At 37.3% G+C, this 24,244-nt stretch carries 28 protein-coding genes; 23 read left to right on the top strand and 5 right to left on the bottom strand.

Annotation, left to right across the window (positions count from 1 at the left end; genetic code table 11):
• The first annotated feature begins 10 nt into the window (after window positions 1-10).
• The 9 genes from QA539_RS06400 (at window position 11) to recO (ending at window position 4,992) form a co-directional block, all read left to right on the top strand.
• Window positions 11-337 carry a hypothetical protein gene (locus QA539_RS06400; RefSeq protein WP_419894990.1) on the top strand — a complete coding sequence of 109 codons (327 nt, stop codon included), beginning with the start codon at window positions 11-13 and terminating at the stop codon, window positions 335-337.
• On the top strand, window positions 294-554 hold the full coding sequence (locus QA539_RS06395) for a hypothetical protein (RefSeq protein WP_419894989.1): 261 nt from the start codon (window positions 294-296) through the stop codon (window positions 552-554). Before QA539_RS06400 ends, QA539_RS06395 begins: the two co-directional genes overlap by 44 nt.
• Window positions 555-686: 132 nt before the next feature.
• Window positions 687-1,106, top strand: coding sequence for a PH domain-containing protein (locus QA539_RS06390; RefSeq protein WP_219492189.1), 420 nt, complete (start codon window positions 687-689; stop codon window positions 1,104-1,106).
• Window positions 1,107-1,165: 59 nt separating this feature from the next.
• A complete protein-coding gene (locus QA539_RS06385) occupies window positions 1,166-2,110 on the top strand; it encodes a PhoH family protein (protein ID WP_219492186.1) in 945 nt (314 codons plus the stop codon).
• Entirely contained in the window at window positions 2,111-2,575 is a 465-nt protein-coding gene (gene ybeY / locus QA539_RS06380; protein WP_219492183.1) for an rRNA maturation RNase YbeY, read from the top strand.
• Window positions 2,575-2,919 (top strand): diacylglycerol kinase family protein, encoded by a 345-nt coding sequence (locus tag QA539_RS06375; protein ID WP_241427514.1) that lies wholly within the window; start codon window positions 2,575-2,577, stop codon window positions 2,917-2,919. Before ybeY ends, QA539_RS06375 begins: the two co-directional genes overlap by 1 nt.
• An 11-nt stretch (window positions 2,920-2,930) precedes the next feature.
• On the top strand, window positions 2,931-3,335 hold the full coding sequence (gene cdd, locus QA539_RS06370; RefSeq protein ID WP_419894988.1) for a cytidine deaminase: 405 nt from the start codon (window positions 2,931-2,933) through the stop codon (window positions 3,333-3,335).
• Window positions 3,335-4,237, top strand: coding sequence for a GTPase Era (era, locus tag QA539_RS06365; RefSeq protein ID WP_120785658.1), 903 nt, complete (start codon window positions 3,335-3,337; stop codon window positions 4,235-4,237). The genes cdd and era overlap by 1 nt, the downstream gene beginning before the upstream one ends.
• On the top strand, window positions 4,237-4,992 hold the full coding sequence (gene recO, locus QA539_RS06360; RefSeq protein ID WP_413474498.1) for a DNA repair protein RecO: 756 nt from the start codon (window positions 4,237-4,239) through the stop codon (window positions 4,990-4,992). Before era ends, recO begins: the two co-directional genes overlap by 1 nt.
• Before the next feature lie 38 nt (window positions 4,993-5,030).
• On the opposite strand, the gene QA539_RS06355 is transcribed toward recO, so the two are convergent.
• Entirely contained in the window at window positions 5,031-6,419 is a 1,389-nt protein-coding gene (locus QA539_RS06355; RefSeq protein ID WP_219492174.1) for a glycine--tRNA ligase, read from the bottom strand.
• Window positions 6,420-6,702: 283 nt separating this feature from the next.
• On the opposite strand from QA539_RS06355, the gene QA539_RS06350 reads away from it, so the two are divergent.
• The 7 genes from QA539_RS06350 to QA539_RS06320 all read left to right on the top strand — a co-directional run bounded on the left by QA539_RS06350 (window position 6,703) and on the right by QA539_RS06320 (window position 13,325).
• Window positions 6,703-7,335 (top strand): helix-turn-helix transcriptional regulator, encoded by a 633-nt coding sequence (locus QA539_RS06350; protein WP_219494835.1) that lies wholly within the window; start codon window positions 6,703-6,705, stop codon window positions 7,333-7,335.
• An 11-nt stretch (window positions 7,336-7,346) separates the two neighbouring features.
• Complete coding sequence (locus QA539_RS06345) at window positions 7,347-8,162, top strand: pyruvate, water dikinase regulatory protein (RefSeq protein ID WP_219492172.1); 816 nt, start codon at window positions 7,347-7,349, stop codon at window positions 8,160-8,162.
• A 13-nt stretch (window positions 8,163-8,175) separates the two neighbouring features.
• Window positions 8,176-9,927 carry a DNA primase gene (gene dnaG / locus QA539_RS06340; protein ID WP_419894987.1) on the top strand — a complete coding sequence of 584 codons (1,752 nt, stop codon included), beginning with the start codon at window positions 8,176-8,178 and terminating at the stop codon, window positions 9,925-9,927.
• Window positions 9,928-9,949: 22 nt separating this feature from the next.
• Window positions 9,950-11,050: an RNA polymerase sigma factor RpoD gene (gene rpoD, locus QA539_RS06335; protein WP_219492167.1), complete on the top strand. Its 1,101-nt coding sequence runs from the start codon at window positions 9,950-9,952 to the stop codon at window positions 11,048-11,050.
• A gap of 89 nt (window positions 11,051-11,139) precedes the next feature.
• The gene (locus QA539_RS06330) at window positions 11,140-11,493 is read left to right on the top strand and encodes a c-type cytochrome (RefSeq protein WP_219492164.1); all 354 of its coding nucleotides are present in this window, start codon (window positions 11,140-11,142) and stop codon (window positions 11,491-11,493) included.
• Window positions 11,494-11,569: 76 nt separating this feature from the next.
• A complete protein-coding gene (locus QA539_RS06325; RefSeq protein WP_219492162.1) occupies window positions 11,570-12,256 on the top strand; it encodes a tRNA (adenine(22)-N(1))-methyltransferase in 687 nt (228 codons plus the stop codon).
• Window positions 12,243-13,325: a Nif3-like dinuclear metal center hexameric protein gene (locus QA539_RS06320; protein ID WP_419894986.1), complete on the top strand. Its 1,083-nt coding sequence runs from the start codon at window positions 12,243-12,245 to the stop codon at window positions 13,323-13,325. Before QA539_RS06325 ends, QA539_RS06320 begins: the two co-directional genes overlap by 14 nt.
• A 37-nt stretch (window positions 13,326-13,362) precedes the next feature.
• On the opposite strand, the gene QA539_RS06315 is transcribed toward QA539_RS06320, so the two are convergent.
• Window positions 13,363-14,331 (bottom strand): 4-hydroxy-3-methylbut-2-enyl diphosphate reductase, encoded by a 969-nt coding sequence (locus QA539_RS06315; protein ID WP_283721889.1) that lies wholly within the window; start codon window positions 14,329-14,331, stop codon window positions 13,363-13,365.
• A 130-nt stretch (window positions 14,332-14,461) separates the two neighbouring features.
• Between QA539_RS06315 and QA539_RS06310 the strand changes: the two genes are divergently transcribed.
• The 5 genes from QA539_RS06310 to QA539_RS06290 all read left to right on the top strand — a co-directional run bounded on the left by QA539_RS06310 (window position 14,462) and on the right by QA539_RS06290 (window position 18,781).
• Window positions 14,462-15,790, top strand: a complete 1,329-nt coding sequence (locus tag QA539_RS06310; RefSeq protein ID WP_101140302.1) for a DEAD/DEAH box helicase — start codon at window positions 14,462-14,464, stop codon at window positions 15,788-15,790.
• A gap of 10 nt (window positions 15,791-15,800) precedes the next feature.
• Complete coding sequence (locus QA539_RS06305) at window positions 15,801-16,697, top strand: deoxyribonuclease IV (RefSeq protein WP_101140303.1); 897 nt, start codon at window positions 15,801-15,803, stop codon at window positions 16,695-16,697.
• Between the two features lie 68 nt (window positions 16,698-16,765).
• A complete protein-coding gene (locus tag QA539_RS06300; protein WP_101140304.1) occupies window positions 16,766-17,536 on the top strand; it encodes a metal ABC transporter ATP-binding protein in 771 nt (256 codons plus the stop codon).
• Between the two features lie 2 nt (window positions 17,537-17,538).
• A complete protein-coding gene (locus QA539_RS06295; protein WP_165980776.1) occupies window positions 17,539-18,384 on the top strand; it encodes a metal ABC transporter permease in 846 nt (281 codons plus the stop codon).
• Window positions 18,374-18,781: a Fur family transcriptional regulator gene (locus QA539_RS06290; protein ID WP_219492154.1), complete on the top strand. Its 408-nt coding sequence runs from the start codon at window positions 18,374-18,376 to the stop codon at window positions 18,779-18,781. The genes QA539_RS06295 and QA539_RS06290 overlap by 11 nt, the downstream gene beginning before the upstream one ends.
• Window positions 18,782-18,805: 24 nt before the next feature.
• On the opposite strand, the gene QA539_RS06285 is transcribed toward QA539_RS06290, so the two are convergent.
• From QA539_RS06285 to QA539_RS06275, 3 genes are all read right to left on the bottom strand, one after another.
• The gene (locus QA539_RS06285) at window positions 18,806-19,384 is read right to left on the bottom strand and encodes a 5' nucleotidase, NT5C type (protein ID WP_219492152.1); all 579 of its coding nucleotides are present in this window, start codon (window positions 19,382-19,384) and stop codon (window positions 18,806-18,808) included.
• A complete protein-coding gene (ispG, locus tag QA539_RS06280) occupies window positions 19,371-20,477 on the bottom strand; it encodes a flavodoxin-dependent (E)-4-hydroxy-3-methylbut-2-enyl-diphosphate synthase (protein ID WP_174804805.1) in 1,107 nt (368 codons plus the stop codon). The genes QA539_RS06285 and ispG overlap by 14 nt, the downstream gene beginning before the upstream one ends.
• An 85-nt stretch (window positions 20,478-20,562) precedes the next feature.
• Window positions 20,563-21,294: a DUF1189 family protein gene (locus QA539_RS06275; protein WP_219492149.1), complete on the bottom strand. Its 732-nt coding sequence runs from the start codon at window positions 21,292-21,294 to the stop codon at window positions 20,563-20,565.
• Window positions 21,295-21,426: 132 nt separating this feature from the next.
• Between QA539_RS06275 and QA539_RS06270 the strand changes: the two genes are divergently transcribed.
• Both QA539_RS06270 and QA539_RS06265 read left to right on the top strand, forming a co-directional pair.
• Window positions 21,427-22,026 (top strand): superoxide dismutase, encoded by a 600-nt coding sequence (locus QA539_RS06270; protein ID WP_419894985.1) that lies wholly within the window; start codon window positions 21,427-21,429, stop codon window positions 22,024-22,026.
• 153 nt (window positions 22,027-22,179) lie between these two features.
• Window positions 22,180-24,189, top strand: a complete 2,010-nt coding sequence (locus QA539_RS06265) for a peptidoglycan D,D-transpeptidase FtsI family protein (RefSeq protein WP_419895597.1) — start codon at window positions 22,180-22,182, stop codon at window positions 24,187-24,189.
• Window positions 24,190-24,244 lie beyond the last annotated feature (55 nt).

The following is a 24,244-nucleotide window of genomic DNA, read 5'->3' as shown; positions in this document are numbered from 1 at the left end:
GGGTGATTACATGAGTGTAGGTACGATAATATTTATATTGATTGCGGTAATTAGCGGTGTGTCTTCTTTGTTAGATAATGATAAGAAAAATACCGCTCCTGGTAAAAAGGCTGGAACATCAAAAGGTTTGCGATCAGAATTTCAGAAACAGTTACAGCAAATCGAGGCAACGATAAATCAAGGTATGAATGATAAGTCGACTCGTAATGCCACTACTCAAGCGCGTGGGCAGACAGTTGGTCAAGTGAAGCCGAAGAAAGTTGTGCAAAGATCAAAGCAATATAAGAGAGAATTTGAAAGCAAAGGCAGAACAAGCAAGTCTTTCAAGACAGAGTAAGACAGTTGTAACCCAAACTTTCACGTTGGCTGAACAAATCTACAAAATTGAAAATGATCAGAATCTCACACCACGCCAAAAACAGAATCGCATTCAAAGTTTAGTGATGGCACAGGACATTGAAGTTGCAGTAGACGATTTGACGTTTGACAAAGCTGCAGTATTAAATGGTATTATTATGAGCGAAGTGCTCGGCAAGCCGAAATCAATGCAATAATGGTTAACCTTAAGTGATTGTTTCAGTCACTTAAGGTTTTTTAATTTTAATGATGATAATTTATTAGTTTATAGAGAAACTATTAACGTATCATGAATAAAATTTGATAAAATAGAGGTAAGAGGTGATGGCATGAGATATAAAAGTATCGTCAATTCATTTCAGAAGTCGCTACTCGTCATTATTGTTACACTCGTTTCCATTGCATTCTATTTAAATCCATTGACGAGTGGTGTCGCTTCTTTTGTACTTGGGAGTCTCCTTATCTATACGCTGTTAAATGAATTTTATGATATAGAGGGAAATGCGCTTAATATTACGAAAGGTTTTGAGCGTAAAGCGATTAATATTCATGATATTGAATTGTTAAATTGTGTGAAAGTACGAGATAATGTGCTGGTAGAAATTTATGGTAAAGAGCAGAAGGTTGTTGTGAAACCTAAGTTAACCTTAGAATTTATTGCGCACTTGAAGAAGGTTAATCCGGATATTCGCATTCAGAACTTCAGTTTAGCCGATTCAATGCTTGATAGAGTCGCTGATATAAAATAATTGTGTGTTATTTCCCAAACTGATAAAGTTAAGGTAACGATAAATAAAGGAGTTTTTGAATGTCTGATATCATTCGCTTTGACAATATAAATGAAGCCCAGGCAATGCTTGGCAATAACGACGAACATTTAAATTATCTTGAGGAATTTTATGGTGTGGAATTGCATACGCGTGGTCAGGAACTTACGATACATGGTCAAGCTGATGCGATTTCGAAGGCTGAGGTCGTTATCAGAAGTTTGCTTAAGATTATTCAAAAAGGTACGAATATTACGTTACGTGATGTACAGTCTGCTGTTCAGATGTCTGAGAAAGGCACGATTCATTATTTAAGTGATCTGTACGATGAAGAAATAACAAAAGACGCTACTGGAAAGTCTATCCGTGCAAAGACGATGGGTCAACGATTATATGCCCATCAGATAAAGAAGAATGATCTCGTGATTGGTATTGGACCTGCTGGGACAGGGAAGACATTTCTAGCAGTTGTAATGGCCGCCCAGAGTTTACGTAGCGGAAAGGTGAAGCGTATCGTATTAACACGTCCAGCTGTTGAAGCGGGTGAGTCCCTTGGATTCTTACCCGGAGACTTGAAAGAGAAGGTAGATCCATACTTACGTCCGTTATATGATGGCTTGCATTTTGTACTCGGTGCAGAGCATACAGCTCGACTCATTGAACGTGGGGTGATTGAAATTGCACCGCTTGCATATATGCGTGGCCGTACATTAGAAGATGCCTTCGTTATATTGGATGAGGCACAGAATACGACACATGCTCAAATGAAGATGTTCTTAACACGACTAGGGTTTGGCTCTAAGATGGTCATTACGGGTGATGAAACACAAATTGACCTACCTAAAGGTGTTAAGAGTGGTCTGATTGAAGCGGTTCACCGCTTAAACGGTGTAAAAGGGATAGAAATCCATTATTTTGATGGTGCTGATGTTGTGAGACACCCGCTCGTTGGAAAGATAATCAATGCATACGAAGGAGACGTTTAAATGTTAACAGTAGATTTTATTGATGATAATGCACAAATTGATGCAAAGCACTTACCAGAAATTGAGCGTTTGCTCATTTTTGCTGCCGAGCAGGAAGGAATTAATGAAGAGGCTGAAGTTGCAGTGTCATTTGTAGACGAAAATGAAATTCAGGCAATTAATAAAGCATACCGCAATAAGGATGCAGTAACAGACGTCATCAGTTTTGCCCTTGAAGAAGGCGAGGATGACTTTGAAATGCCTGATGCACCACGTGTGCTGGGAGACATCATTATCTGTGTAAAAAGAGCTTTGGAACAGGCTGAAGAGTATGGTCATTCTTTTGAGCGTGAGCTAGGTTTCTTATCGTTGCATGGTTTACTACATCTTCTAGGATATGATCATATGAATGAAGCAGATGAAACACGTATGTTTGGGCGTCAGGATGAAATATTAAATGCATTCGGATTACGAAGAGATGTATGATCAAACGATTTAAACATCCAATTGCAGGACTTGTTATATTATTACAAAAGGATAAAAATTTTATCCTGCATTTAATTGCTGCTTTATTCGTAATCATTATTAGTGTATTATTTAATATCACGAGAACGGAATGGTTGTTTATCATTATTGCAATAAGTGCAGTTCTCTTTATGGAAGTGATCAATACGTCTGTTGAATATGTTGTAGATCTCGTAACAGATGAGTATCACCCGTTAGCGAAGTACGCAAAAGACACAGCAAGTCTTGCGGTATTAATTGCATCCATGATGAGCCTGCTTATTGGTATGATTATTTTTATACCGTACATATTGAAGTTATTCTAGGAGGAATGATCATGGAATTCAAACAGGAATGGTTAGAGGGCGTAATTCGCGCTCAGGAAAAAGCACATGCACCGTATTCAAACTTTAAAGTAGGTGCCTATTTAATTACGAAGGACGGCAAAACTTTCGATGGTTGTAACGTAGAGAATGCTGCATATGGTGACTGCATCTGTGCGGAGCGTACAGCGCTAGTATCGGCGATTGCAGATGGTTATAAGCCAGGTGAGTTTGAAGTATTGGTTGTTACAACAGATACTGATGCACCATCATCGCCATGTGGTTCATGTCGACAAGTGATCAAGGAGTTATGCGATGATGAAATGCCTGTATTCTTAACGAATGTTAAAGGTGATGTTATCGCACGTACTGTCGACGATTTATTGCCGCTTGGTTTCTCAGGAAAGGATTTGAAATAATGTCAAATGAATTTAAGTCAGGGTTTGTTGCGATTATTGGACGCCCGAATGTAGGGAAATCTACATTTATGAATAAAGTACTTGGACAGAAAGTAGCGATAATGTCAGATAAAGCACAGACGACACGCAATAAAGTACAAGGTGTTTTAACGACAGAACAGTCACAAATCATCTTTATCGATACACCTGGTATTCATAAACCGAAACATATGCTTGGTGATTATATGATGAAAGTAGCGAAGAACACGTTACGTGAAGTTGATGCAATCATGTTCATGGTCAATGTAGAAGAGAGTATCGGCCGTGGAGATGAATTTATTATTGAACTACTTAAGAATAACCGCACACCGATATTCTTAGTATTAAACAAAATCGATAAGATACATCCTGACGAGCTGATTAAAGAAATTGAGAAGTATAAGGACTTATTGCCGTTTGCAGAGATTGTACCGATTTCAGCATTACAAGGTAATAATGTTGACCATCTTGTAAAAGTCATTGAAGGATATATGCCGGAAGGACCGATGTACTATCCGAAAGATCAGATTTCAGATCATCCGGAAGAGTTTATCGTGGCAGAACTTATCCGTGAAAAAGCGCTTCATTTAACAAGCCAGGAAATCCCGCATGCAATTGGTGTGCAGGTGGAGAAGATGGTCAAAGAATCAGAAGAACGTGTTCATATTGAAGCGACGATCTATATCGAACGAGATTCTCAAAAAGGGATTATTATCGGTAAACAAGGGTCAATGCTTAAAAAGATCGGACAGCTTGCCCGTAAAGATATCGAGATGTTACTAGGTTCTAAAGTGTATTTGGAGCTATGGGTGAAAGTACAGAAGGACTGGAGAAATAAACCGAATTTCATACGACAAATTGGCTATAGAGAAGACGAGTATTAATGCTTAAGAAAGCTGTAGGTATCGTCATTAGACGTGTCGCTTATGGTGATAATCATCTGATTATCACCTTTTTGAATGAAGCGGGGGTTAAAGTTGCGTTAATGGCAAGGAATGCCCGTAAATCAACAAAGTATGGTGCGGGATTAGATTTGTTCTATGAAAATTTGTTTATTTTCTCTCAGTTCAAAGGAATGGGTACATTGTCTTCGGTGGATACAATTAACAGTCATTATGAAATACGTGAAGATATCTATGTGATGACGTATGCACAGTACGTTGTTGAACTGATTGATCGTGCACTTGAAGAAGATGAGACGAATCCATATGCATATCAGTTACTTAAAGTCGCGTTGACACATATGGAGCGAAGTGATAATGCGAGACTTATTGCGCTGCTAGTAAGTATTAAATGTATGCCGCTCTATGGCTATGTACCAAATTTTAAGTACAGTACTTATGATGGCAACATGACACATAAAGATTTTATTGCGTACTCGTTTCAATTTAATAGCGTGATAACGCAAGAGGCACTCAATGAAGATCCACATGCAATCCCTATGACGAATAAGAGTCTCTATATGCTTTATCTGCTCAGTGAAGTACCAATTGAAAGTTTAAGCTCTATAAACATTGAACACAGTTTAATCGACGAGATGGAAACGCTCGTGTATAAGATGTATGATGAATTTATAGGTGTCTTTATTAAGTCGAGGAAGATTCTGGAGCAGATGAGAAGACTAGATAATTATAAATAAAGAAGCGAGTTCATGAAAATGAACCCGCTTTTATCATTTTAAAACTTAATTTTTTCATCTAAAAATGCTTTTACTTCGCTGATTGGCATACGTACTTGTTCCATCGTATCACGGTCACGAACTGTAACTTGATTATCTTCTAACGAATCAAAGTCAAATGTGATACAGAATGGTGTACCGATTTCATCTTGTCTTCTGTAACGTTTACCAATTGACTGACTTTCATCAAAGTCGATGGCAAAGTATGTGCTGAGTTCTTCATATACTTTCATCGCATCTGGTGAGAGCTTTTTACTCAGTGGTAAGATCGCAGCTTTATATGGTGCGAGTGCCGGATGGAAGTGCATCACTGTACGTGTATCTCCACCTTCTAATGTCTCTTCTTCAAATGCATCGCATAAGAATGCTAACGTTACACGGTCTGCCCCTAATGAGGGTTCAATACAGTATGGTACATATTTTTCGTTCGTTTCCTGGTCGTGGTAGCTGAAGTCATCTCCACTTGCTGCCATATGCGCTTTTAAGTCGAAGTCTGTACGGCTTGCGATACCCCATAGCTCACCCCAGCCGAATGGGAACTTATATTCGATATCTGTTGTTGCATTAGAGTAGTGAGATAATTCGTCTTCATCATGGTCACGAAGTTTCGTATTCTCTTCTTTAATACCTAAATCTTTCAGCCATTTCGCTGCAAAGTTCTTCCAGTATTCCTGCCACTCAATTTCAGTGCCTGGTTTACAGAAGAATTCTAATTCCATCTGTTCGAATTCTCGTGTTCTGAAGATAAAGTTACCTGGTGTGATTTCATTACGGAATGATTTCCCTACTTGTGCAATACCGAATGGAAGTTTCTTACGCATTGAGCGTTGAACGTTCTTGTAATTTACAAAGATACCCTGTGCTGTTTCAGGGCGTAAGAAAATCTCATTTGTAGATGATTCAGTGACCCCTTGGAATGTTTTGAACATCAAGTTGAACTGACGGATTTCAGTCCAGTTTGCTGTACCTGATACAGGACATACAATCCCTTTGTCATCGATAAATTGTTTCATTTCGTCAAAGCTCATACCGTCAGCGATAAAGTGTTCATCACCTTGTGCGTGCATATAATCTTCAATTAATTTATCTGCACGGTAACGAATCTTAGAATCTTTGTTATCGATCATAGGATCGTTAAAGTTAGATAAGTGACCACTCGCTTCCCAAGTTTTTGGGTTCATCAGAATCGCGGCATCAAGACCTACGTTATAAGGTGATTGCTGAACGAATTTTTGCCACCATGCACGTTTTACATTGTTTTTAAGTTCTACACCTAACGGACCGTAATCCCAAGTGTTAGCAAGCCCACCGTAGATTTCGCTGCCAGGAAAGACGAAGCCTCTGTGTTTTGCAAGATTAACAATTGTTTCCATGTTTTTTTCTGCCATAATATGACCTCCTATTAATTTAGAGTAAACAAAAAAGTCCCAAGGCAATCAAGCCTTGGGACGAGTATATAAACCCGCGGTTCCACCCAAATTAGTGTTTACTCACTTTTATAAATGTTAAGTTATGATATTGCGCCAATTATTCTGTTAAGCTCACACCACCCTTAACTCGCTTAATATGAATATATCATCTTTCTTACTAAGACTCAAGATGTTAGACATGTCATTTGTAAAAATTGCAGTTGATGGGTATAATAAAGTTATTAAATTGTGCATGTTTGGGGTGTTTACGATAGAACTGAATAAAAGGCAGGAAAAGATAATACAGATTGTAAAAAACAATGGCCCCATTACTGGAGAGAAGATTGCTGAGAAATTGAGTTTAACACGAGCAACATTAAGACCAGATTTAGCAATCCTGACTATGGCTGGCTACTTAGATGCGAGACCACGAGTGGGTTACTTTTACACGGGTAAGTCAAGCACACAGCTCTTATCAGCTTCTATTAAGAAGTTTAAGGTGAAAGATTTTCAGTCTATACCGGTCGTCATCCACGAAGACATTTCAGCTTATGATGCAATTTGTACGATGTTTCTGGAGGATGTAGGTACACTTTTTGTGACAAATCATGAAAATCATCTTGTTGGTGTATGCTCTCGTAAAGATCTGCTCCGTGCATCGATGGGTAATCAGGAGATTCATAATCTGCCGGTAAATGTCTTTATGTCCCGTATGCCAAATATTTCTGTATGTGTACAGGATGATCTGCTCATATATGCGGCAAATCTATTGATAGAGAAACAGATTGATTCGTTACCAGTTGTACAGAAGTCAGGAGAACATTATGAAGTGACAGGGCGTATCACTAAGACAACGATTACGCGTGCCTTTGTGTCACTAATTGAGGATGAATAGGGGATAAATTTATGAAAGAAATTAGGTTAATCATCGCATCGGATTCTGTAGGGGAGACTGCAGAACTCGTTACGAAAGCATGTGTATCTCAATTTAATCTACTTAATAATGTGATTGATACGATACGACTACCTTATATCGAGACAACCGAGAATGTTGATGAAGTTATTAATCTGTCAAAGGAACAGGAATCGATTGTTGTCTATACACTTGTTAAACCAGCGATCAGAAAGTATATGCAGCAGCAGCTTGAGGCTTTTGCTATTAAGAGTGTCGATATAATGGGTCCTTTGATGACAGTGCTGGTTGATGTTTTAGACGAGCATCCCTTAAATGAACCAGGTATCGTACATAAGTTAGATGAAGATTATTTCAAGAAAATAGAAGCCATTGAATTTGCCGTAAAATACGATGACGGAAGAGATGTGCGTGGTTTAGCTAAAGCAGATATCGTGCTGGTAGGCGTCTCTCGTACATCTAAGACGCCGCTAAGTCAATACTTAGCGCATAAGCGATATAAGGTAATGAACGTGCCGCTTGTACCCGAAGTTGATCCACCTGAGCAGCTGTTTGATATAGATCCATCCAAGTGCATCGCCTTAAAAATTGATCCAGCTAAGCTAAACAAGATAAGAGTGGAACGTCTTGCTCAACTTGGGTTAAAGAATGATGCGAACTATGCTAAGGATGACCGTATTCATGAAGAACTTGACTATTTCCATTCGATTGTCGATAGAATTGGATGTAAGGTGATTGATGTTTCGAATAAAGCGATAGAAGAAACAGCGAACGAAATTATTAAGATTGTTACTGAGAATCAACGTTAAAGAGGTGCATAATTTGCATATAGAGCCAGAGTTAATACATGAAATCCAACAGAAGAACGATATATTGGACGTTGTCAGTCAATATGTGAAATTAGAAAAAAGGGGACGAAACTACATCGGTTTATGTCCCTTTCATGATGAAAAGACTCCTTCGTTTTCTGTCTCGGTAGAAAAACAGATCTGCCACTGCTTCGGCTGTAAAAAAGGTGGTAATGTTTTTCAGTTTATAGAGCAGATTGAAGCCATCAGCTTTATAGAAGCGGTGAAGATACTAGGTGAGCGTGCAGGGATAGAAGTTAAGACTGACGACGGTACGCCTCAAGCAGATAATGAGCAGAGCAAGATGATTGCGATGCATGAAGCGATGGCACATTATTATAACTATGTGCTTAAGGCGATTGAACAAGCTGAGCCGGCACTTAAGTATTTGTATTCAAGAGGATTTACAGATGAACAGATTGCACGTGAGAAAATAGGTTATAGTCCTAACGTGTCAACATTTACCCGTGATTATTTAAAGAATAAAGGCTATGATGAGGCACTTGCCTATGATGCAGGTCTGCTGAGTCGTAATGAAGAAACGATATCCTACTTTGACCGGTTTAGAAACCGTATCATGTTTCCTATCAAGGACTTCCGCGGTAAAGTTATCGGTTTTTCGGCGCGCTCGATTGATGGGAGCGAACCCAAGTATTTAAACAGTCCTGAAACTTTAATTTTCCAAAAAAGAAATGTGCTTTATCACATTGATGTTGCAAGAAAACCGATTCGTAATCAAGATGAAGTTATTTTGCTGGAAGGATTTATGGACGTCCTTAAACTTAATGAAACTGGAATATTAAACGCGATTGCAACGATGGGTACGGCACTTAGCCGTGAGCATATCCTACAGCTGAAGAAACTGGCATCGAATATTACATTGATGTATGATGGCGACCGAGCGGGTATCGAAGCCACTCTTAAAATCGGTAAGCAGTTAAATCAAGAAGGTATGAATGTATTTGTTGTACCGATGAAAAAAGGATACGATCCTGATGAGATGATTACAGAACTTGGAACGGATAAATTTTTAAGTTATTTTAATCATAATAAGCTTACTTATGTGAGCTTTTATATGCGCCATTATCTCGATGAAATTAAGAATAATGATCTTGCCTATGAAAAACATTTGAATAACGTTATCGAAGATGCTAAACTAATGAATTCCGAGCATTTACAGAAAAAAGTATTGCATGAAATCACCGAGTTGTTTAATGTAGACTTTGACAGCTTAAAATTCAAAGTACAGAAGGATAATAGAATACAAGCGCGTATGCCGACATTTGAAAGTGAGACACTGTCACGACAATTGTTAGCTGAGCGTACTGTGCTGAAATATTTTATGAATGATCGTATGCTTTTTATGCAATTTGAAGATCAGATTACAGAAGAGCATTTTAGCGTCAAAGTTCATGAGATGATTTATAAAGCATTAAGTGGGTACTATAAAATAGAAGAGACATTTATGCTAAGCAAATTCTCATCACATGTTCCACATGAATGCCATGAAACTTGCCTGAAAATTGATGCTATGCTCGTAAATCATGAGCCTTCTATCGAAGAAGTCAATGATTACCTTTATGTCTTTCAGCAGGAACCGAAAGAAATAGAACAGCTGCAATCGTTAAAGGCACAACTTAGTGATGCTGTAAGTACAGAGAATCATGAAAAGCGTGCGCAGCTTATGCGTGAAATTATTAATTTACAACGACAAAAGAAACAGTAGATTCTACAGGGGGTTAAACATTATGGCCAAAAAAGAAACGAAAAAAAATAAAGACGATGTATTATTAACAATTGACCAGGTTAAAGCACAGTTGATAGAGACTGGTAAGAAAAATGGTCATCTCAGTCACGAAGAGATTGCAGATAAACTGCAGAACTTCGAAATGGATTCTGATCATATGGATGAATTCTTTGAAGCAATTGCTGAGAATGATATTACATTAATTAATGAAAAAGATGCACAAGATACGGACGACAAGATTAATTTAAACGATCTTTCAGCACCACCAGGTGTTAAGATTAATGACCCTGTACGTATGTATCTAAAAGAAATTGGTCGTGTAAATTTATTAAGTGCAGAAGAAGAAATTGAACTTGCGAAACGAATTGAACAAGGTGACGAAGAAGCGAAAGCGAGACTTGCAGAAGCAAACTTACGTCTTGTGGTTAGTATTGCGAAGCGTTATGTTGGGCGTGGTATGCTGTTCCTTGATTTGATTCAGGAAGGAAATATGGGTCTTATAAAAGCGGTTGAGAAATTTGACTTTACAAAAGGCTTTAAATTTTCGACTTACGCAACGTGGTGGATTCGTCAGGCGATAACACGTGCAATCGCTGACCAGGCACGTACAATTCGAATCCCGGTTCATATGGTTGAAACAATCAATAAATTAATTCGTGTACAACGTCAGTTACTGCAAGATTTAGGTCGTGATCCTTCTCCAGAAGAGATTGGCGAAGAAATGGATCTGCCAGCGGAAAAAGTAAGAGAAATCTTGAAGATTGCTCAGGAACCAGTTTCTCTTGAAACACCGATTGGAGAAGAAGATGACAGCCATCTAGGTGATTTCATTGAGGATCAGGATGCACAAAGTCCCGCAGATCATGCAGCTTATGAACTTCTGAAAGAACAGTTAGAGGACGTACTTGATACCCTGACGGACAGAGAAGAAAATGTCCTGCGCTTAAGATTTGGACTAGATGATGGTCGTACACGCACACTTGAGGAAGTTGGTAAGGTGTTTGGAGTAACACGTGAACGTATCAGACAGATAGAAGCAAAGGCACTCAGAAAGTTACGTCATCCATCAAGAAGTAAACGCTTAAAAGATTTTATGGATTAATTAAATTAAATTGTGAAAAGTCTTTGACAATCCTACTTTTTAATATAAAATAGATATGTATATGGTGAATTTAAAGGGAGGTTAATTGAATGAATCGTAATCCAGTGATACCGTTTATACTTATTATGCTTATGGGTGTAGGTCTTATTTTCTTTATGTCAGCACACGGTGCAAACAAAGGAGAAGAGAAGGGCGAAGACGGTGCTAAAACTGAACAGAAATTTGATGCAAAAACATTTGCTAAAGACAACTGTACTTCTTGTCATGGTCAAAACTTAGAAGGCGGTATGGGTCCTAAATTAGCGGGGAACTCTAAAGACGCAGGTGCTTTAAAGAAAGTTATCCGTGAAGGTAAAGGTGCGATGCCAGCACATGACGAAGCAACAATTTCTGATAAAGATCTAGATACTTTAGTTAAGTATCTTAAAGATGGTGCTAAATAATAATTTACAATATGAGAGGATGGGACAACGTTGTCTCATCCTCTTTTAGATTGAATGAAATGAAAGGATAAACGCGATGATAAATAACAGATTATTGGCAGTTGCAACATATATCAATCATGAAAAATTAGCAGATATCGGTTCAGACCATGCGTATCTTCCGATATATGCAATAGAACAAGGCAAAGTAAAAAGTGCTGTTGCAGGTGAAGTTGTAAAGGGTCCATTTATGTCAGCAGTAGAAAATGTAAAGAAGTATGCACTGGACAGTAAGATAGATGTCAGACTTGGAGACGGCCTTGATGTAATTGAGCAGAATGAAGTAGACTGCATTACCATTTGCGGGATGGGTGGTCCATTAATCAGTGAGATTTTAAATAACGGTAAAGGAAAACTTACACATTATCCGACACTTATACTGCAAAGTAATATTCATACAGAAGCAGTTAGGCGTAGATTGATAGCATTAGGCTACATGATAAAAGATGAAGTCATTATGAAAGAGCGTAAACACGTATACGAAATTATCGTTGCTGAACGAAATGATATAGACGTAACGTATAATGAAAGAGAGTTAAAGTTTGGTCCGGTGTTATTAAATAAAAAGGACGATGTTTTTAAGGAGAAGTGGTTACGTGAGTATCATCATCTGCAAACAGTATATGAAGCGATAAAATTAGAAGAAAGACACTCTGAAAAAGCATCACAGCTACTGAACGATATTGAAACTCTAAAGGAGGTCTTAGACATTGAAAATTTGTGAATTACAGCAGATTATTCATAACGAAATTCCGAAGTACACAGCGGAATCCTGGGACAATGTTGGACTATTAATCGGAGATGAATCGACAGAAGTGACAGGGGTTCTGACAACATTAGACTGTACAGAGGAAGTTATTGATGAAGCAATTACGTATGGTATCAATACAATTATTTGTCACCATCCGCTTATTTTTAGCGGCATAAAACAAATTAATGCCGGAGGATACGGCAATGTCATGTGCCATGCAATTAAGCATGATATTCAAGTGATTGCGATGCATACAAATTTAGATAACTACAAATATGGTGTGAGTTATATGATCGGTAAACAAATTGGTTTGAAGGATCAGACGATTCTGTTACGTGAATCTAGAAAGCTTTGCAAATTACAGTTGTTTGTACCGAATGATCATGCCGCGCAAATGAAAGGTGCATTAGCGCAAATTGGTGCCGGACAAATTGGAGAATATGCACATTGCTTCTATACAACAGAAGGTACAGGAGAATTTATGCCATTATCAAGTGCAAATCCATTTGTAGGTAAGAAAGGTGAGATCCATTACGAACAGGAAATGAAGATTGAGTGTGTATTTGAACCTCAATTAAGGCAGCAAGTAGAGAAAGTCATTATGGATGTACACCCGTACGAAACGCCTGCATATGATATATTTGAATATGACGTTCCGGCAGATTATGGTACGGGGACTATCGGTAAGATTGAAGAAATGAAGGTTCACGAGCTTGCTGAAATTTTAAAAGATAAGCTTGATATTCCGTCTGTTAAAGTAATTGGTAATTTAAATGCCCAGCTTACGTCAATTTCTATTATTGGTGGTGCCGGCGTATCGTATATGGATCAAATTGCAGGACGAGCTGATGTGTTTTTAACTGGGGATATCAAGTACCATGAAGCACATGATTTACTGATGAAAGGACAAATCGCAATTGATATCGGTCATTATAGTGAATATGTAATGAGAGAAGGACTGAAAGCGATAATTCATGGCCTGATACCTGAAATTACAGTTATCGCATCAACGACAAATACTAATCCGTTTAATGAAATATAAATAAAAGTGCCATCGTCAGTAGACGATGGCACTTTTGTTAATCTAATATTTTGACAGGGGCTGCGTTTTTAATTTTAGGTAAGATCTTTTCAACTGGTACACCAGACGTTTCAGGTATAGGAGTAATATTTAGTGGATCATAGCCTTTAATATAGTCAATCACTTCTTTAACGATCGGTGTAGGTGTAGAAGCTCCTGCTGTAACTGCAATCGTTGATTTTCCCTCAAGCCACTCTAACTTTAATTCACTGATATCTGAAATACGATAGGCTTCGGTATGTGCGATTTCTTTTGAAACTTGTGCGAGTCTGTTAGAGTTATTACTTTTAGGGTCACCGACAACGATTAGAACATCCGCACTTGGAGCCTGATTTGCAACGGCTTCCTGTCTCACTTGTGTTGCGAGACATATTTCTTCATGCACTTCAATATGCGGAAACTTCTCTTCTAAGTCTTCCATCAGATGTTTAACATCCCACTGACTCATTGTTGTTTGATTTGTTACAATGAGTTTCTGATCATTTAATGATTCAGGTAATTGTTCGATATCCTGCTTGTTTTCTACAAGGTGAACGATATCCGGAGCAACACCCACTGCTCCTTCAGGTTCAGGGTGACCTTTCTTACCGATATAGATGACATGATATCCGTCAGCTTTCTTACGACGAATCAATGTATGTGTATTTTCAACATCTGGACAAGTGGCATCGATACAGACAAGGCCTTTTTCTTTTGCAAGACGTTTTACTTCTGGACTTACACCATGTGCTGTGAAGATGACCGTTCCAGTTTCAATCTGTTCTAAGATTTCAAGTCGGTTAGGACCATCCAATGTAATAATGCCGTCACTTTCAAATGCATCTGTGACATGTTTATTATGAACGATCATACCAAGTATATAAATAGGACGTGGTAGGGTTTTGTCTAAGGATGCGTTACGTGCGATGACCATTGCATCGACTACGCCATAACAATAGCCACGAGGTGTAATTTTAATGATTTCCATTATTGTGCCTCCAATTCATGAATCAGTACCATTATCATACCATTTATAATATGGTTTTAAAAATGTTTACTTTCTTTTTAGTAATGTTTCCTATATAATACATTAGATGAAGAAAAAGAGGAGGATTATGATGGACAAACACCCATTTGAACATTTTGAACTTGCACCATATTTAATAGAAGCGGTGAAGGATCTAAATTTCAACCAGCCCACAGAAATCCAGAGAAGAGTTATTCCAAAATTAAAAAAAGAAACACATTTAATCGGACAATCTCAAACTGGTACAGGTAAATCACATGCATTCCTGTTGCCGTTAATTAATAAAATTGATAAAGATTTAATTCAGCCGCAAGTGATTATTCTAGCGCCGACACGTGAACTTGCAAAACAATTATATGATGCAAGTGAACATCTTATTTCCTTTACTGAAGGCATTAAAGCAGGCCTGTACATCGGAGGAACAGATAAGAATAAAGATATACAGAAATCAAAAGTACAGCCACAAATCGTAATTGGCACACCAAACCGTATTAAAGATCTAGCGGAGGAAAATGTACTGCATATTCATTTGGCGAATGCAGTGGTAATTGATGAAGCGGATTTAATGATAGATCTTGGATTCTTACCAACAGTTGATAAAATTGCTGCGAACGTATCACGTGATGCTCAGATTGCTGTCTTTTCAGCAACGATTCCTAAAGCATTACATCCATTTTTAAACAAATATCTATCAAAGCCGGAATTTATCGAAATCGAACCAGATAGTAAGACGAATAAGAATATTACCTTCTACCTCGTTCCAACAAAGAGTAACGACAAAAAAGAGAAGCTAGTGAGCGTTATGAACACGTGTAATCCATATTTAGCCATTATCTTTGCGAATAGTCGTGACCGCGCAGATGAACTTGCTGAGTACTTACAGGATCAAGGAATGAAAGTAGGTATCATGCACGGGGGACTGGCACCTCGTGAACGTACTCAGATGATGAAACGTGTCAAGAACTTAGAATTTCAATATATTATAGCAAGTGACCTTGCAAGCAGAGGGATTGATATTGATGGTGTAAGTCATGTATTTAACTATGATATTCCAAAAGATATCGATTTCTTCACACACCGTGTAGGGCGTACAGGACGTGGTAATTACACGGGCGTTGCGATCACACTTTACACGCCTGACGAAGAAGACTTAATCAACCAGATAGAGAAAAAAGGGTTCTCATTCATTCATTCGGATATTAAAAATGGTGAACTTACAGAAATTAAGGATCGTACTGAGCGTAGAAGTCGTCAGAAAAAAGAAGATAATATTGAAAAATCTTTAGTTCATAAAGTGAAAAAGAAAAAGAAAGTAAAACCAGGTTATAAGAAGAAGTTCAGATATGAATTAGATAAGGTTAAACGTAATGAAAAGAGAGCGCACTCCAAACGTGTAAACAAGCAGAACAGAAAAGGTTAAGGTGAAACTTATGTTAATCGGATCACATGTTTCAATGAGCGGAAAGAAGATGCTCCTGCAGGCATCAGAAGAGGCGGCAAGCTATGGTGCTTCTACCTTTATGATTTATACAGGTGCACCTCAAAATACTCGACGTAAAGCAATTGAAGACTTAAATATTGAAGCAGGACAGGCACATATGCAAGCAAACGGTTTATCAAATATTGTTGTCCACGCACCATATATTATCAATATTGCAAATACAGTAAAACCTGAAGTATTTGCTTTAGGTGTTGAATTTTTACAAAAGGAAATCGAGCGTACTGAAGCACTTGGTGCAAAAGATATTGTGCTGCATCCAGGTGCACATGTAGGAGCTGGAGAAGAAGCAGGTATTAAGAAGATCATCGAAGGTTTGAATGAAGTTTTATCGAATAATAACGATGTGCGTATTGCACTTGAAACAATGGCGGGTAAAGGCTCTGAATGTGGTAAATCATTTGAAGAACTTGCCGAAATTATTTCAGGTGTAACACATAATGAACGACTCTCTGTATGTTTTGATACATGTCACACACATGATGCGGGATATGATATTATCAATAACTTAGATGGGGTATTACAGGAATTTGATGACGTCGTTGGATTAGATCGTATTAAAGTTGTGCATGTGAACGACAGCAAAAATGTTACAGGTGCAAGAAAAGATAGACATGAAAACTTTGGTTTCGGAAATATTGGTTTTGATGCATTAACAAAACTCGTTTATCATGAAGCATTTGAAAATATTCCTAAGATTCTAGAAACCCCTTACGTTCAAGTTGGAGACGATAAGAAAAATAAAAAACCGCCTTATAAATTTGAAATCGATATGATTAAAAGTAGAACTTTTGATCCTGAATTATTAGAAAAGATTAAATTGCAGTAGAATTTGACAATAGAAACAGGGATTAATCTATGATTAATGCTTGTTTTTGTTTATAGAAGGATGAGGATATGGAACCCGTATTTGAAATTAAAGATGTATCTTACAGTTATCCAGATAAGAAAGCGTTATCCCATATTAATATTAGTGTCTATCAAGGTGATTTTCTGGCAATTGTGGGTCCGAATGGGTCTGGGAAATCAACTTTGCTGAAACTGATACTTGGTATCTTGAATTTGCAGGATGGCAGTATTCTGATGAATGGTACGGACATTCGCAAGCTAAAGAATCGTACGGGCATTGGTTACGTGTCACAAAAATCAAATGCAGGGAATTCAGGTTTCCCGGCAAATGTTTTTGAAGTTGTAAGAAGCGGTTTAATACAGATAAAACCTATGTTTAAAAGATTTGACAAGAATGATCATAAAAAAGTGGATGACATTTTAAGACGTCTCCATATCGATCAGCTAAAAGATAAAAATATATCTGATCTTTCTGGTGGACAACAGCAGCGTGTATATATCGCGCGAGCCTTGATATCAAATCCATCGGTGCTTGTGCTCGATGAACCGACAGTAGGGATTGATGCAAAAAATGTGGCGGAATTCTATGCGTTACTTGAACAGCTGAAACAAGAAGGTATCACAATTCTACTTGTCTCCCATGATATTGGTGTAGTTGTTGATACAGCAACACAAGTCGCTTGTCTCAACGAACATCTGCATTTCCACGGAACAACACATCAATTTAAATCGCTTGATGAAGTAGAAATTTCTAAAATTTATGGTCATCCTGTACAGTTCATCGATCATAGTGGACATGATAGGGAGTGCTGTTTATGAGTCTGATTGATGCGCTAATAGAATTTGACTTTATTCGTTATTCATTTATATCTGGAATCCTGATTGGATTACTTGCACCATTAATAGGAACTTTTATCGTTGTCAGAAGACTGTCATTAATAGCGGATGCACTCAGTCATGTTACACTTGGTGGTATCGCATTTGGTATGTTATTGACTAAAGTATTGGCATTTACGATTAATCCTGTATGGACGGGGATATTATTTTCAATTGCAGGTTCACTTATGATCGAAAGATTACGAAGTGTCTATAAACATTATCAGGAGCTTGCAATTCCGATAATTATGAGTCTTGGTATCGGATTGAGTGTTATATTTATTTCTTTTGCAGATGGTTTCAATCAGGATTTATTCGGCTATTTATTTGGAAGTATCAGTGCAGTAACGTTCAATGATGTTGTAGTCATCTTTTCTATTTTTATAGTCGTAGTGTTGTTTATTGGACTGCTGTACAAAGAATTATTCATCCTTTCATTTGATGAAGAATATGCTTCGATTATTGGCGTGCCAAGGTATGTACATATTTTGTTTATGCTTATGGTCGCGCTTGTTATCTCTGCATCTATGCGTGTCGTGGGAATACTGCTAGTATCTAGTTTAATTACGTTACCTGTCGCTAGTGCCATGCGACTGACAAGAAGTTATAAAGAACTGATGGTATGGAGTGTCGTCATCGGTGAATTTGCTGTTATTGCTGGTTTAGTAACAGCATTCTATCTTGATATAACGCCAGGCGGTGTTATTGTCATGTTACTTGTAGCGATTTTGATATTATCGATTATAATCAAGAAAAATAAAGAAAAAGCAGGTAGTTTAAATGGAAATTAATGATGCAATTCAAATATTGAAGGACAATGGGCACAAATATACTGACAAAAGAAAAGATATGATTACTCTTCTGCATGATAATAGTAAATATTTAAACGCTAAACAGATGCAGCAAGCTCTGAACGATAAATATCCTGGTATTTCATTTGACACAATTTATCGCAACCTACATCTATTTGAATCATTAGGGATTATAGAAACAACTGAGTTAGAAGGAGAGAAGAAGTTCAGACTTGCCTGTAGTCATCATCATCATCATCATTTTATCTGCAGGCATTGTGGAGATACGCGTGTTGTGGAACATTGTCCAATTGAAATATTTAAGGATGAACTTCCGGATGTTGAAATAGAAAGTCATAAAATTGAACTCTATGGATTATGTGAAAAATGCAAATAAAAAAGATGCCTCTCGGCATCTTTTTTATTTTGTATTAAAATGTTGTTGAATAAGTCGATTCGTTTCAATCCAGGAGTGCACACGAAACACATCTTCAGGTAACTCTGCCTGGTTGTATGGTGTATCAAACAGATAGACCGGAATATCAAGCGCCTGTTGAATATCAAGTGCATTATCAAGTTTATCTTCAAAGAAAGCATCTACCTTTAGATTGCGCGCCGCTTCAATTTTATTATGCGAACCTGTAAGTTCGATATGGTGATAGGGGATATTATGTCTATCAAACCAATCATAGGTGATATCTGTTAGTAAAGTATGTCTTGCACTGATAAAGAATAGCTCAAATTGTTCTGACCACTGTCTTAATATTAAATCCGCATCTTTATGCACAGGCGAATCTTTATATAAAGCACGCTCGTTTTCTTTGAACCACTGTGCAACTTCATCATTGCTAATGCCTAGTACAGTTGTTAGTTCGTATGCAGTAATATCTTCGTACTTAAAGTGGGGGTTAAAGGATTTCTGAAGATATGGGACAAGTGCTGTCGGACATGTGACAGTACCATCAATATCAATGCCAAATCTTATTTTATTTTTCTGCATTCGCTAACTTTTCTGCTTCCTGTTTTTTAAAGTATTCTTCAGCAAGTTTGTCGATTTCCATCTTCAATTCTTCAACCATTGTCTCTTCAGGCACTTTTCTTACCGTCTTACCTTTCATAAACAATAATCCTTCTCCACGTGCCCCTGCGATTCCAATATCAGCTTCTCTTGCTTCTCCCGGGCCATTTACAGCACACCCTAATACTGCGACTTTGAGCGGTGCTTTGATCGTTGAAATGTATTCTTCAACTTCGTTGGCAATTGAAATTAAGTCGATTTCAATACGACCACAAGTAGGACATGAAATAAGCGTTGCTGCATTACTTGCCAGACCGAAAGATTTCAGTAGTTCTCTCGCCACTTTAACTTCTTCTACAGGATCTGCAGATAATGAAATACGTAACGTGTTACCAATACCTAAACTCATAATTGCACCGAGACCTGCTGCCGATTTTACAGTCCCTGCAAATAATGTTCCGCTTTCTGTAATACCTAAATGTAGCGGATAATCAAATGCTTGCGCAGCTTTTGTATATGCCTCGATTGCTAAGTTAACATCACTTGCTTTCATCGAAACGATAATATCATGGAAATCCAGGTCTTCTAATATTTTAATATGATGCAGTGCACTTTCCACCATACCATCTGCTGTAGGATAACCATATTTTTTCAATATATGCTTCTCAAGCGAACCTGCATTTACTCCGATACGAATTGGAATACCTTTCGCTTTACAAGCTTTTACAACTTCTTCAACTTTTTCACGGCGACCGATATTTCCGGGATTGATACGAATTTTATCTGCGCCACCTTCAATTGCGAGCAATGCAAGTTTATAGTCGAAATGAATATCGACGACTAATGGAATATTAATTTGTTTTTTGATTTCTGCAATTGCAAGTGCATCTTCTTCTTTAGGACAGGCTACACGGACAATTTGGCATCCCGCTTCTTCAAGACGTTTGATCTCTGCAACTGTAGCTTCAACATCATGTGTCTTCGTTGTCGTCATACTTTGGATTACAAGTTCATTTGAGCCCCCAATAGTAAGATCACCGACTTTAACCGGGCGTGTATTTTTTCTATGTGTAATTTCAGGCATTATAATTCTCCTTCATAATTTAAACTTATTAATTACTATCCTTACTAGAATAACACTTCTATTATATAGTTGGAAATCAAATTTGTTTAGCTTTATGCTTGTTTTTCGGTAGATTCTTGATAGTTACTAGGTTAAGTATTATTAAAGCAATCCATGAAGCTATTGTTAAGACGACAGAGTTTAGGATAATACCGAACAGCAATATTAAAGTAGGCAGTGTGAGCAAGAATGTATTGATTTTCAGCCAGTTCATATAGCGTGATTTTTTGTTTGATTTATTTGAAATGATATGGCTGACTATGCTTATGATGATAATCTTTAATATAATAATTACATATTGGGAACTGATTATCAGTATTGCCAGGATGAAGAAATAAAAATAAATCGAGTCTGTAAATGTTTTAAGAAACTGAATCAATGTCTCCTTATCCTGGAACATATTGATGTTTGAATATTTTACACGTGAGCTTTTACTGATTAAAATTTCATCCTTATCTAAGATGATAAAGTTTGAACGTGGCTGTACATTTTTTTCGGTGAAAAATAAAGTGACTGCACTCAGTTCAATCTGCTTTTCCTGTGAAAGGATAAGCGAGTGATCTACAACTTTAAAATCTGGAATAGCAGAAAGTTCCTCATGACTAATATGATTAATAGACTGAAATGTTTGAAAATAATTAATCATTGCTGGCGAAGACATGGCTATTGAAAGTATCAATATATGTAGTAAAATATATCTCATCTTGACAATTCTATATAAAGGATATCGTTTTGGCTGGAATAAACGTTTTAGATGTTGTTTATACAATGGATTACCTCCTGACTTCTATTATTTTATCAGAAATCGTCTCAAAATAAGCAAACTATTTGAGAACATTCGATGAAATTGATACTATTTAATTGTAAACAATTTTCGTAAAACACAGGAGGATGATTTATTATGGCATTTGAACTACCAAAATTAGAGTATGCATATGATGCATTAGAACCACACATCGACAAAGAAACGATGGAGATTCACCATACAAAACATCATAATACTTATGTAACGAAATTAAATGATGCAGTGGCAGGTACGGAGTTTGAGAATGTATCTATTGAAGATTTAATGAAGAGAATTGATGAAGTTTCTGCAGATAAGAAAACTGCTGTAGTTAATAATGGCGGTGGTCATTATAATCACTCATTATTCTGGACATTACTTGCTCCAGGTAAAGAAGCAAAAGGCGAAGTTGTTGATGCGATTGAATCAAAATTTGGGTCTTTAGATGCATTTAAACAAGAATTTGCTGATGCTGCAGCTGGTCGCTTCGGTTCAGGCTGGGCATGGTTAGTTGTTAATAACGGAGAGCTTGAAGTAACTTCAACGCCAAACCAGGAGAATCCATTAATGGAAGGTAAAACACCAATCTTAGGATTAGATGTTTGGGAACATGCTTACTATTTAAACTACCAGAACAAACGTCCAGATTATATCGCAGCATTCTGGAATGTTGTTAACTGGGACAAAGTAAACGAATTATACTTAGCAGCGAAGTAAAGTTTTTAAAACACCGTTCTTATGAACGGTGTTTTTTTATGTTTATTATAGAAAACTGACAGCATTTCATATATTATAGAAGGATAATGTATCAATGGGGGATTTTTTTTGAAACGTGTTAAACAGGAATCCAATGAACTAAAGCAAAAACGAATGACTAATCGAAGAATCGGCGTCATTTTTATGGCAATTGTTTCCTTGCTTATAATTCTTGTATTAAGATTAGGTTATTTGCAGATTGTAAAAGGTGAAGCGTATCGACAGGCAGTAGATAATAATGAAAATATTGAAGTCAATGAATCAGTACCACGTGGAAGAATTTATGATAGGAATGGTAAACTACTAGTCGATAATACATCAAAAAAATCAATCACATATACAAGAGATCGTATGACGACGAGTAAAGAAATATTAGTCGTTGCAAAGAAACTGCAAAAGATAATTGATATGCCAACAGGGGCACTCACTCAAAGAGATAAGCAGGATTTCTATATATTGACGCATAAAGAAGCGATAGATCAATTGATGAAGAAAGAGAATACGTTACTTAAAAATGGAGAAATTACTGAAGAGACTTATAACACAGCGCTCTATAAAAAATTAACGGAACAGCAAATCAATAAACTATCGAAAAAAGAACTGCAAGTCGCTGCAATTTATAGAGAAATGTCTAGTGGCAGCCAATTAAGTCCACAAATAATAAAGAATGAAGATGTTACAGAAAAAGAATATGCATTGGTATCTCAGAACCTAGGAGAGTTACCGGGCGTCAATACGTCTATGGACTGGGATAGAAAGTATTTATATAGTGATACGCTGCGTACTCTGTTTGGTCGTGTATCCTCTAAAGAAGAAGGATTACCTAAGGAACTTACAGATTATTATTTAGCGAAAGGGTATTCTAGAAATGACCGAGTTGGGCAAAGCTACCTAGAATATCAATATGAAAATGTCCTGCGCGGTAAAAAGAAAAAAATGAGGTATATTACGAATAAATCAGGTAAGATTATCGATTCAGAAGTCCTCGCAGAAGGGTCCAGAGGAGACGACCTCGTTTTATCCATCGATATAGAATTGCAGCTCAAAGTAGAAAAATTAGTCGATAATAACATTCGAAAACTGAGAAGCATGGGTGCTAAAGATATGGATAAAGTACTGGTCGTTGTACAGGATCCTCATAATGGAGATATATTGGCGTTAGCAGGCCGTCAGATTGATCAATCAGGTAAGATAACCGATTATCATTATGGCACATTCACTTCACAATATGCAGTAGGATCTTCGGTTAAAGGTGCTACGTTACTCACAGGATACAGTAATGGCGCAATTAATGTCGGAGAGACGATGACGGATGAGCCGTTAGTATTTAAAGGTGGGATACAGAAACGTTCTTATTTTAACCAAAGTGGGAGTCTTGCTATTAATGATAAGCAGGCATTGATGCACTCATCAAACGTCTATATGTTTAAGACGGCGCTCAAACTTGCTGGACTCGATTATTCATCTGGAATGAGCTTACCAGATGATATAACTGAGGCGGGGCAGAAATTAAGAAAAGGTATGAACCAATTTGGTTTAGGTGTAAAGACAGGCATCGATCTGCCGAATGAAGTGACAGGACAAACTGGTATTCTAAAAAATAATCCAGGGAATTTTCTGGATTTAGCAATTGGACAGTATGATACATATACACCATTACAGCTTTCTCAATATGTATCTACGATTGCTAATGACGGGTATCGTATTCAGCCGCATATCGTCAGAGAAATTAGAGGAGCGTCTAAAACAGGTAAAATAGGTCCGATTAAAAGTCACTTTAATGGAAAAGTATTAAATAAGATTAATAATACAGATAAAGAAATTGAACAAGTAAAGTCTGGTTTCGAAATGGTCTTTAACCAAGCAGAAGGGACAGGATATGCTAGTTTTAATGATACTGCTGTTAAAGCCGCAGGTAAAACAGGTACAGCTGAAGTAACTCAAGATGGTGAAGCTCGAGTAAATTCAACATATATAGGGTATGCGCCAGTGAAAAAACCTGAAATGAGTTTTTCTATCATTTATACGAATCAGCCAGTACCACCTCCATGGTTACCAGGTGGAGATCTAGGTAAAGAAATTATCAATGAATACTTTAAAGATAAAGAAGCAGCCGATAAATAGTCGACTGCTTTTTAATTTGTGCGTTCTTTACAAAATATTTACAATACATTCACTC

Origin of the sequence: Macrococcus psychrotolerans (assembly GCF_038095555.1) — a bacterium.
Taxonomy (GTDB): domain Bacteria; phylum Bacillota; class Bacilli; order Staphylococcales; family Staphylococcaceae; genus Macrococcoides; species Macrococcoides psychrotolerans.
This window is presented reverse-complemented; position numbering and strand designations above follow the sequence as displayed.

What these genes read in the sequence shown, in the direction of transcription:
- QA539_RS06385 (WP_219492186.1), top strand. Translation starts at nt 1,166, where the DNA reads ATGTCTGATATCATTCGCTTTGACAATATAAATGAAGCCCAGGCAATG.
- QA539_RS06345 (WP_219492172.1), top strand. Translation starts at nt 7,347, where the DNA reads ATGAAAGAAATTAGGTTAATCATCGCATCGGATTCTGTAGGGGAGACT.
- rpoD (WP_219492167.1), top strand. Translation starts at nt 9,950, where the DNA reads ATGGCCAAAAAAGAAACGAAAAAAAATAAAGACGATGTATTATTAACA.
- QA539_RS06290 (WP_219492154.1), top strand. Translation starts at nt 18,374, where the DNA reads ATGGAAATTAATGATGCAATTCAAATATTGAAGGACAATGGGCACAAA.
- QA539_RS06310 (WP_101140302.1), top strand. Translation starts at nt 14,462, where the DNA reads ATGGACAAACACCCATTTGAACATTTTGAACTTGCACCATATTTAATA.
- QA539_RS06265 (WP_419895597.1), top strand. Translation starts at nt 22,180, where the DNA reads ATGACTAATCGAAGAATCGGCGTCATTTTTATGGCAATTGTTTCCTTG.
- QA539_RS06285 (WP_219492152.1), bottom strand. Translation starts at nt 19,384, where the DNA reads ATGCAGAAAAATAAAATAAGATTTGGCATTGATATTGATGGTACTGTC.
- QA539_RS06390 (WP_219492189.1), top strand. Translation starts at nt 687, where the DNA reads ATGAGATATAAAAGTATCGTCAATTCATTTCAGAAGTCGCTACTCGTC.
- QA539_RS06305 (WP_101140303.1), top strand. Translation starts at nt 15,801, where the DNA reads ATGTTAATCGGATCACATGTTTCAATGAGCGGAAAGAAGATGCTCCTG.
- ybeY (WP_219492183.1), top strand. Translation starts at nt 2,111, where the DNA reads ATGTTAACAGTAGATTTTATTGATGATAATGCACAAATTGATGCAAAG.
- QA539_RS06270 (WP_419894985.1), top strand. Translation starts at nt 21,427, where the DNA reads ATGGCATTTGAACTACCAAAATTAGAGTATGCATATGATGCATTAGAA.
- QA539_RS06400 (WP_419894990.1), top strand. Translation starts at nt 11, where the DNA reads ATGAGTGTAGGTACGATAATATTTATATTGATTGCGGTAATTAGCGGT.
- QA539_RS06355 (WP_219492174.1), bottom strand. Translation starts at nt 6,419, where the DNA reads ATGGCAGAAAAAAACATGGAAACAATTGTTAATCTTGCAAAACACAGA.
- QA539_RS06300 (WP_101140304.1), top strand. Translation starts at nt 16,766, where the DNA reads ATGGAACCCGTATTTGAAATTAAAGATGTATCTTACAGTTATCCAGAT.
- QA539_RS06325 (WP_219492162.1), top strand. Translation starts at nt 11,570, where the DNA reads ATGATAAATAACAGATTATTGGCAGTTGCAACATATATCAATCATGAA.
- QA539_RS06330 (WP_219492164.1), top strand. Translation starts at nt 11,140, where the DNA reads ATGAATCGTAATCCAGTGATACCGTTTATACTTATTATGCTTATGGGT.
- QA539_RS06315 (WP_283721889.1), bottom strand. Translation starts at nt 14,331, where the DNA reads ATGGAAATCATTAAAATTACACCTCGTGGCTATTGTTATGGCGTAGTC.
- cdd (WP_419894988.1), top strand. Translation starts at nt 2,931, where the DNA reads ATGGAATTCAAACAGGAATGGTTAGAGGGCGTAATTCGCGCTCAGGAA.
- era (WP_120785658.1), top strand. Translation starts at nt 3,335, where the DNA reads ATGTCAAATGAATTTAAGTCAGGGTTTGTTGCGATTATTGGACGCCCG.
- recO (WP_413474498.1), top strand. Translation starts at nt 4,237, where the DNA reads ATGCTTAAGAAAGCTGTAGGTATCGTCATTAGACGTGTCGCTTATGGT.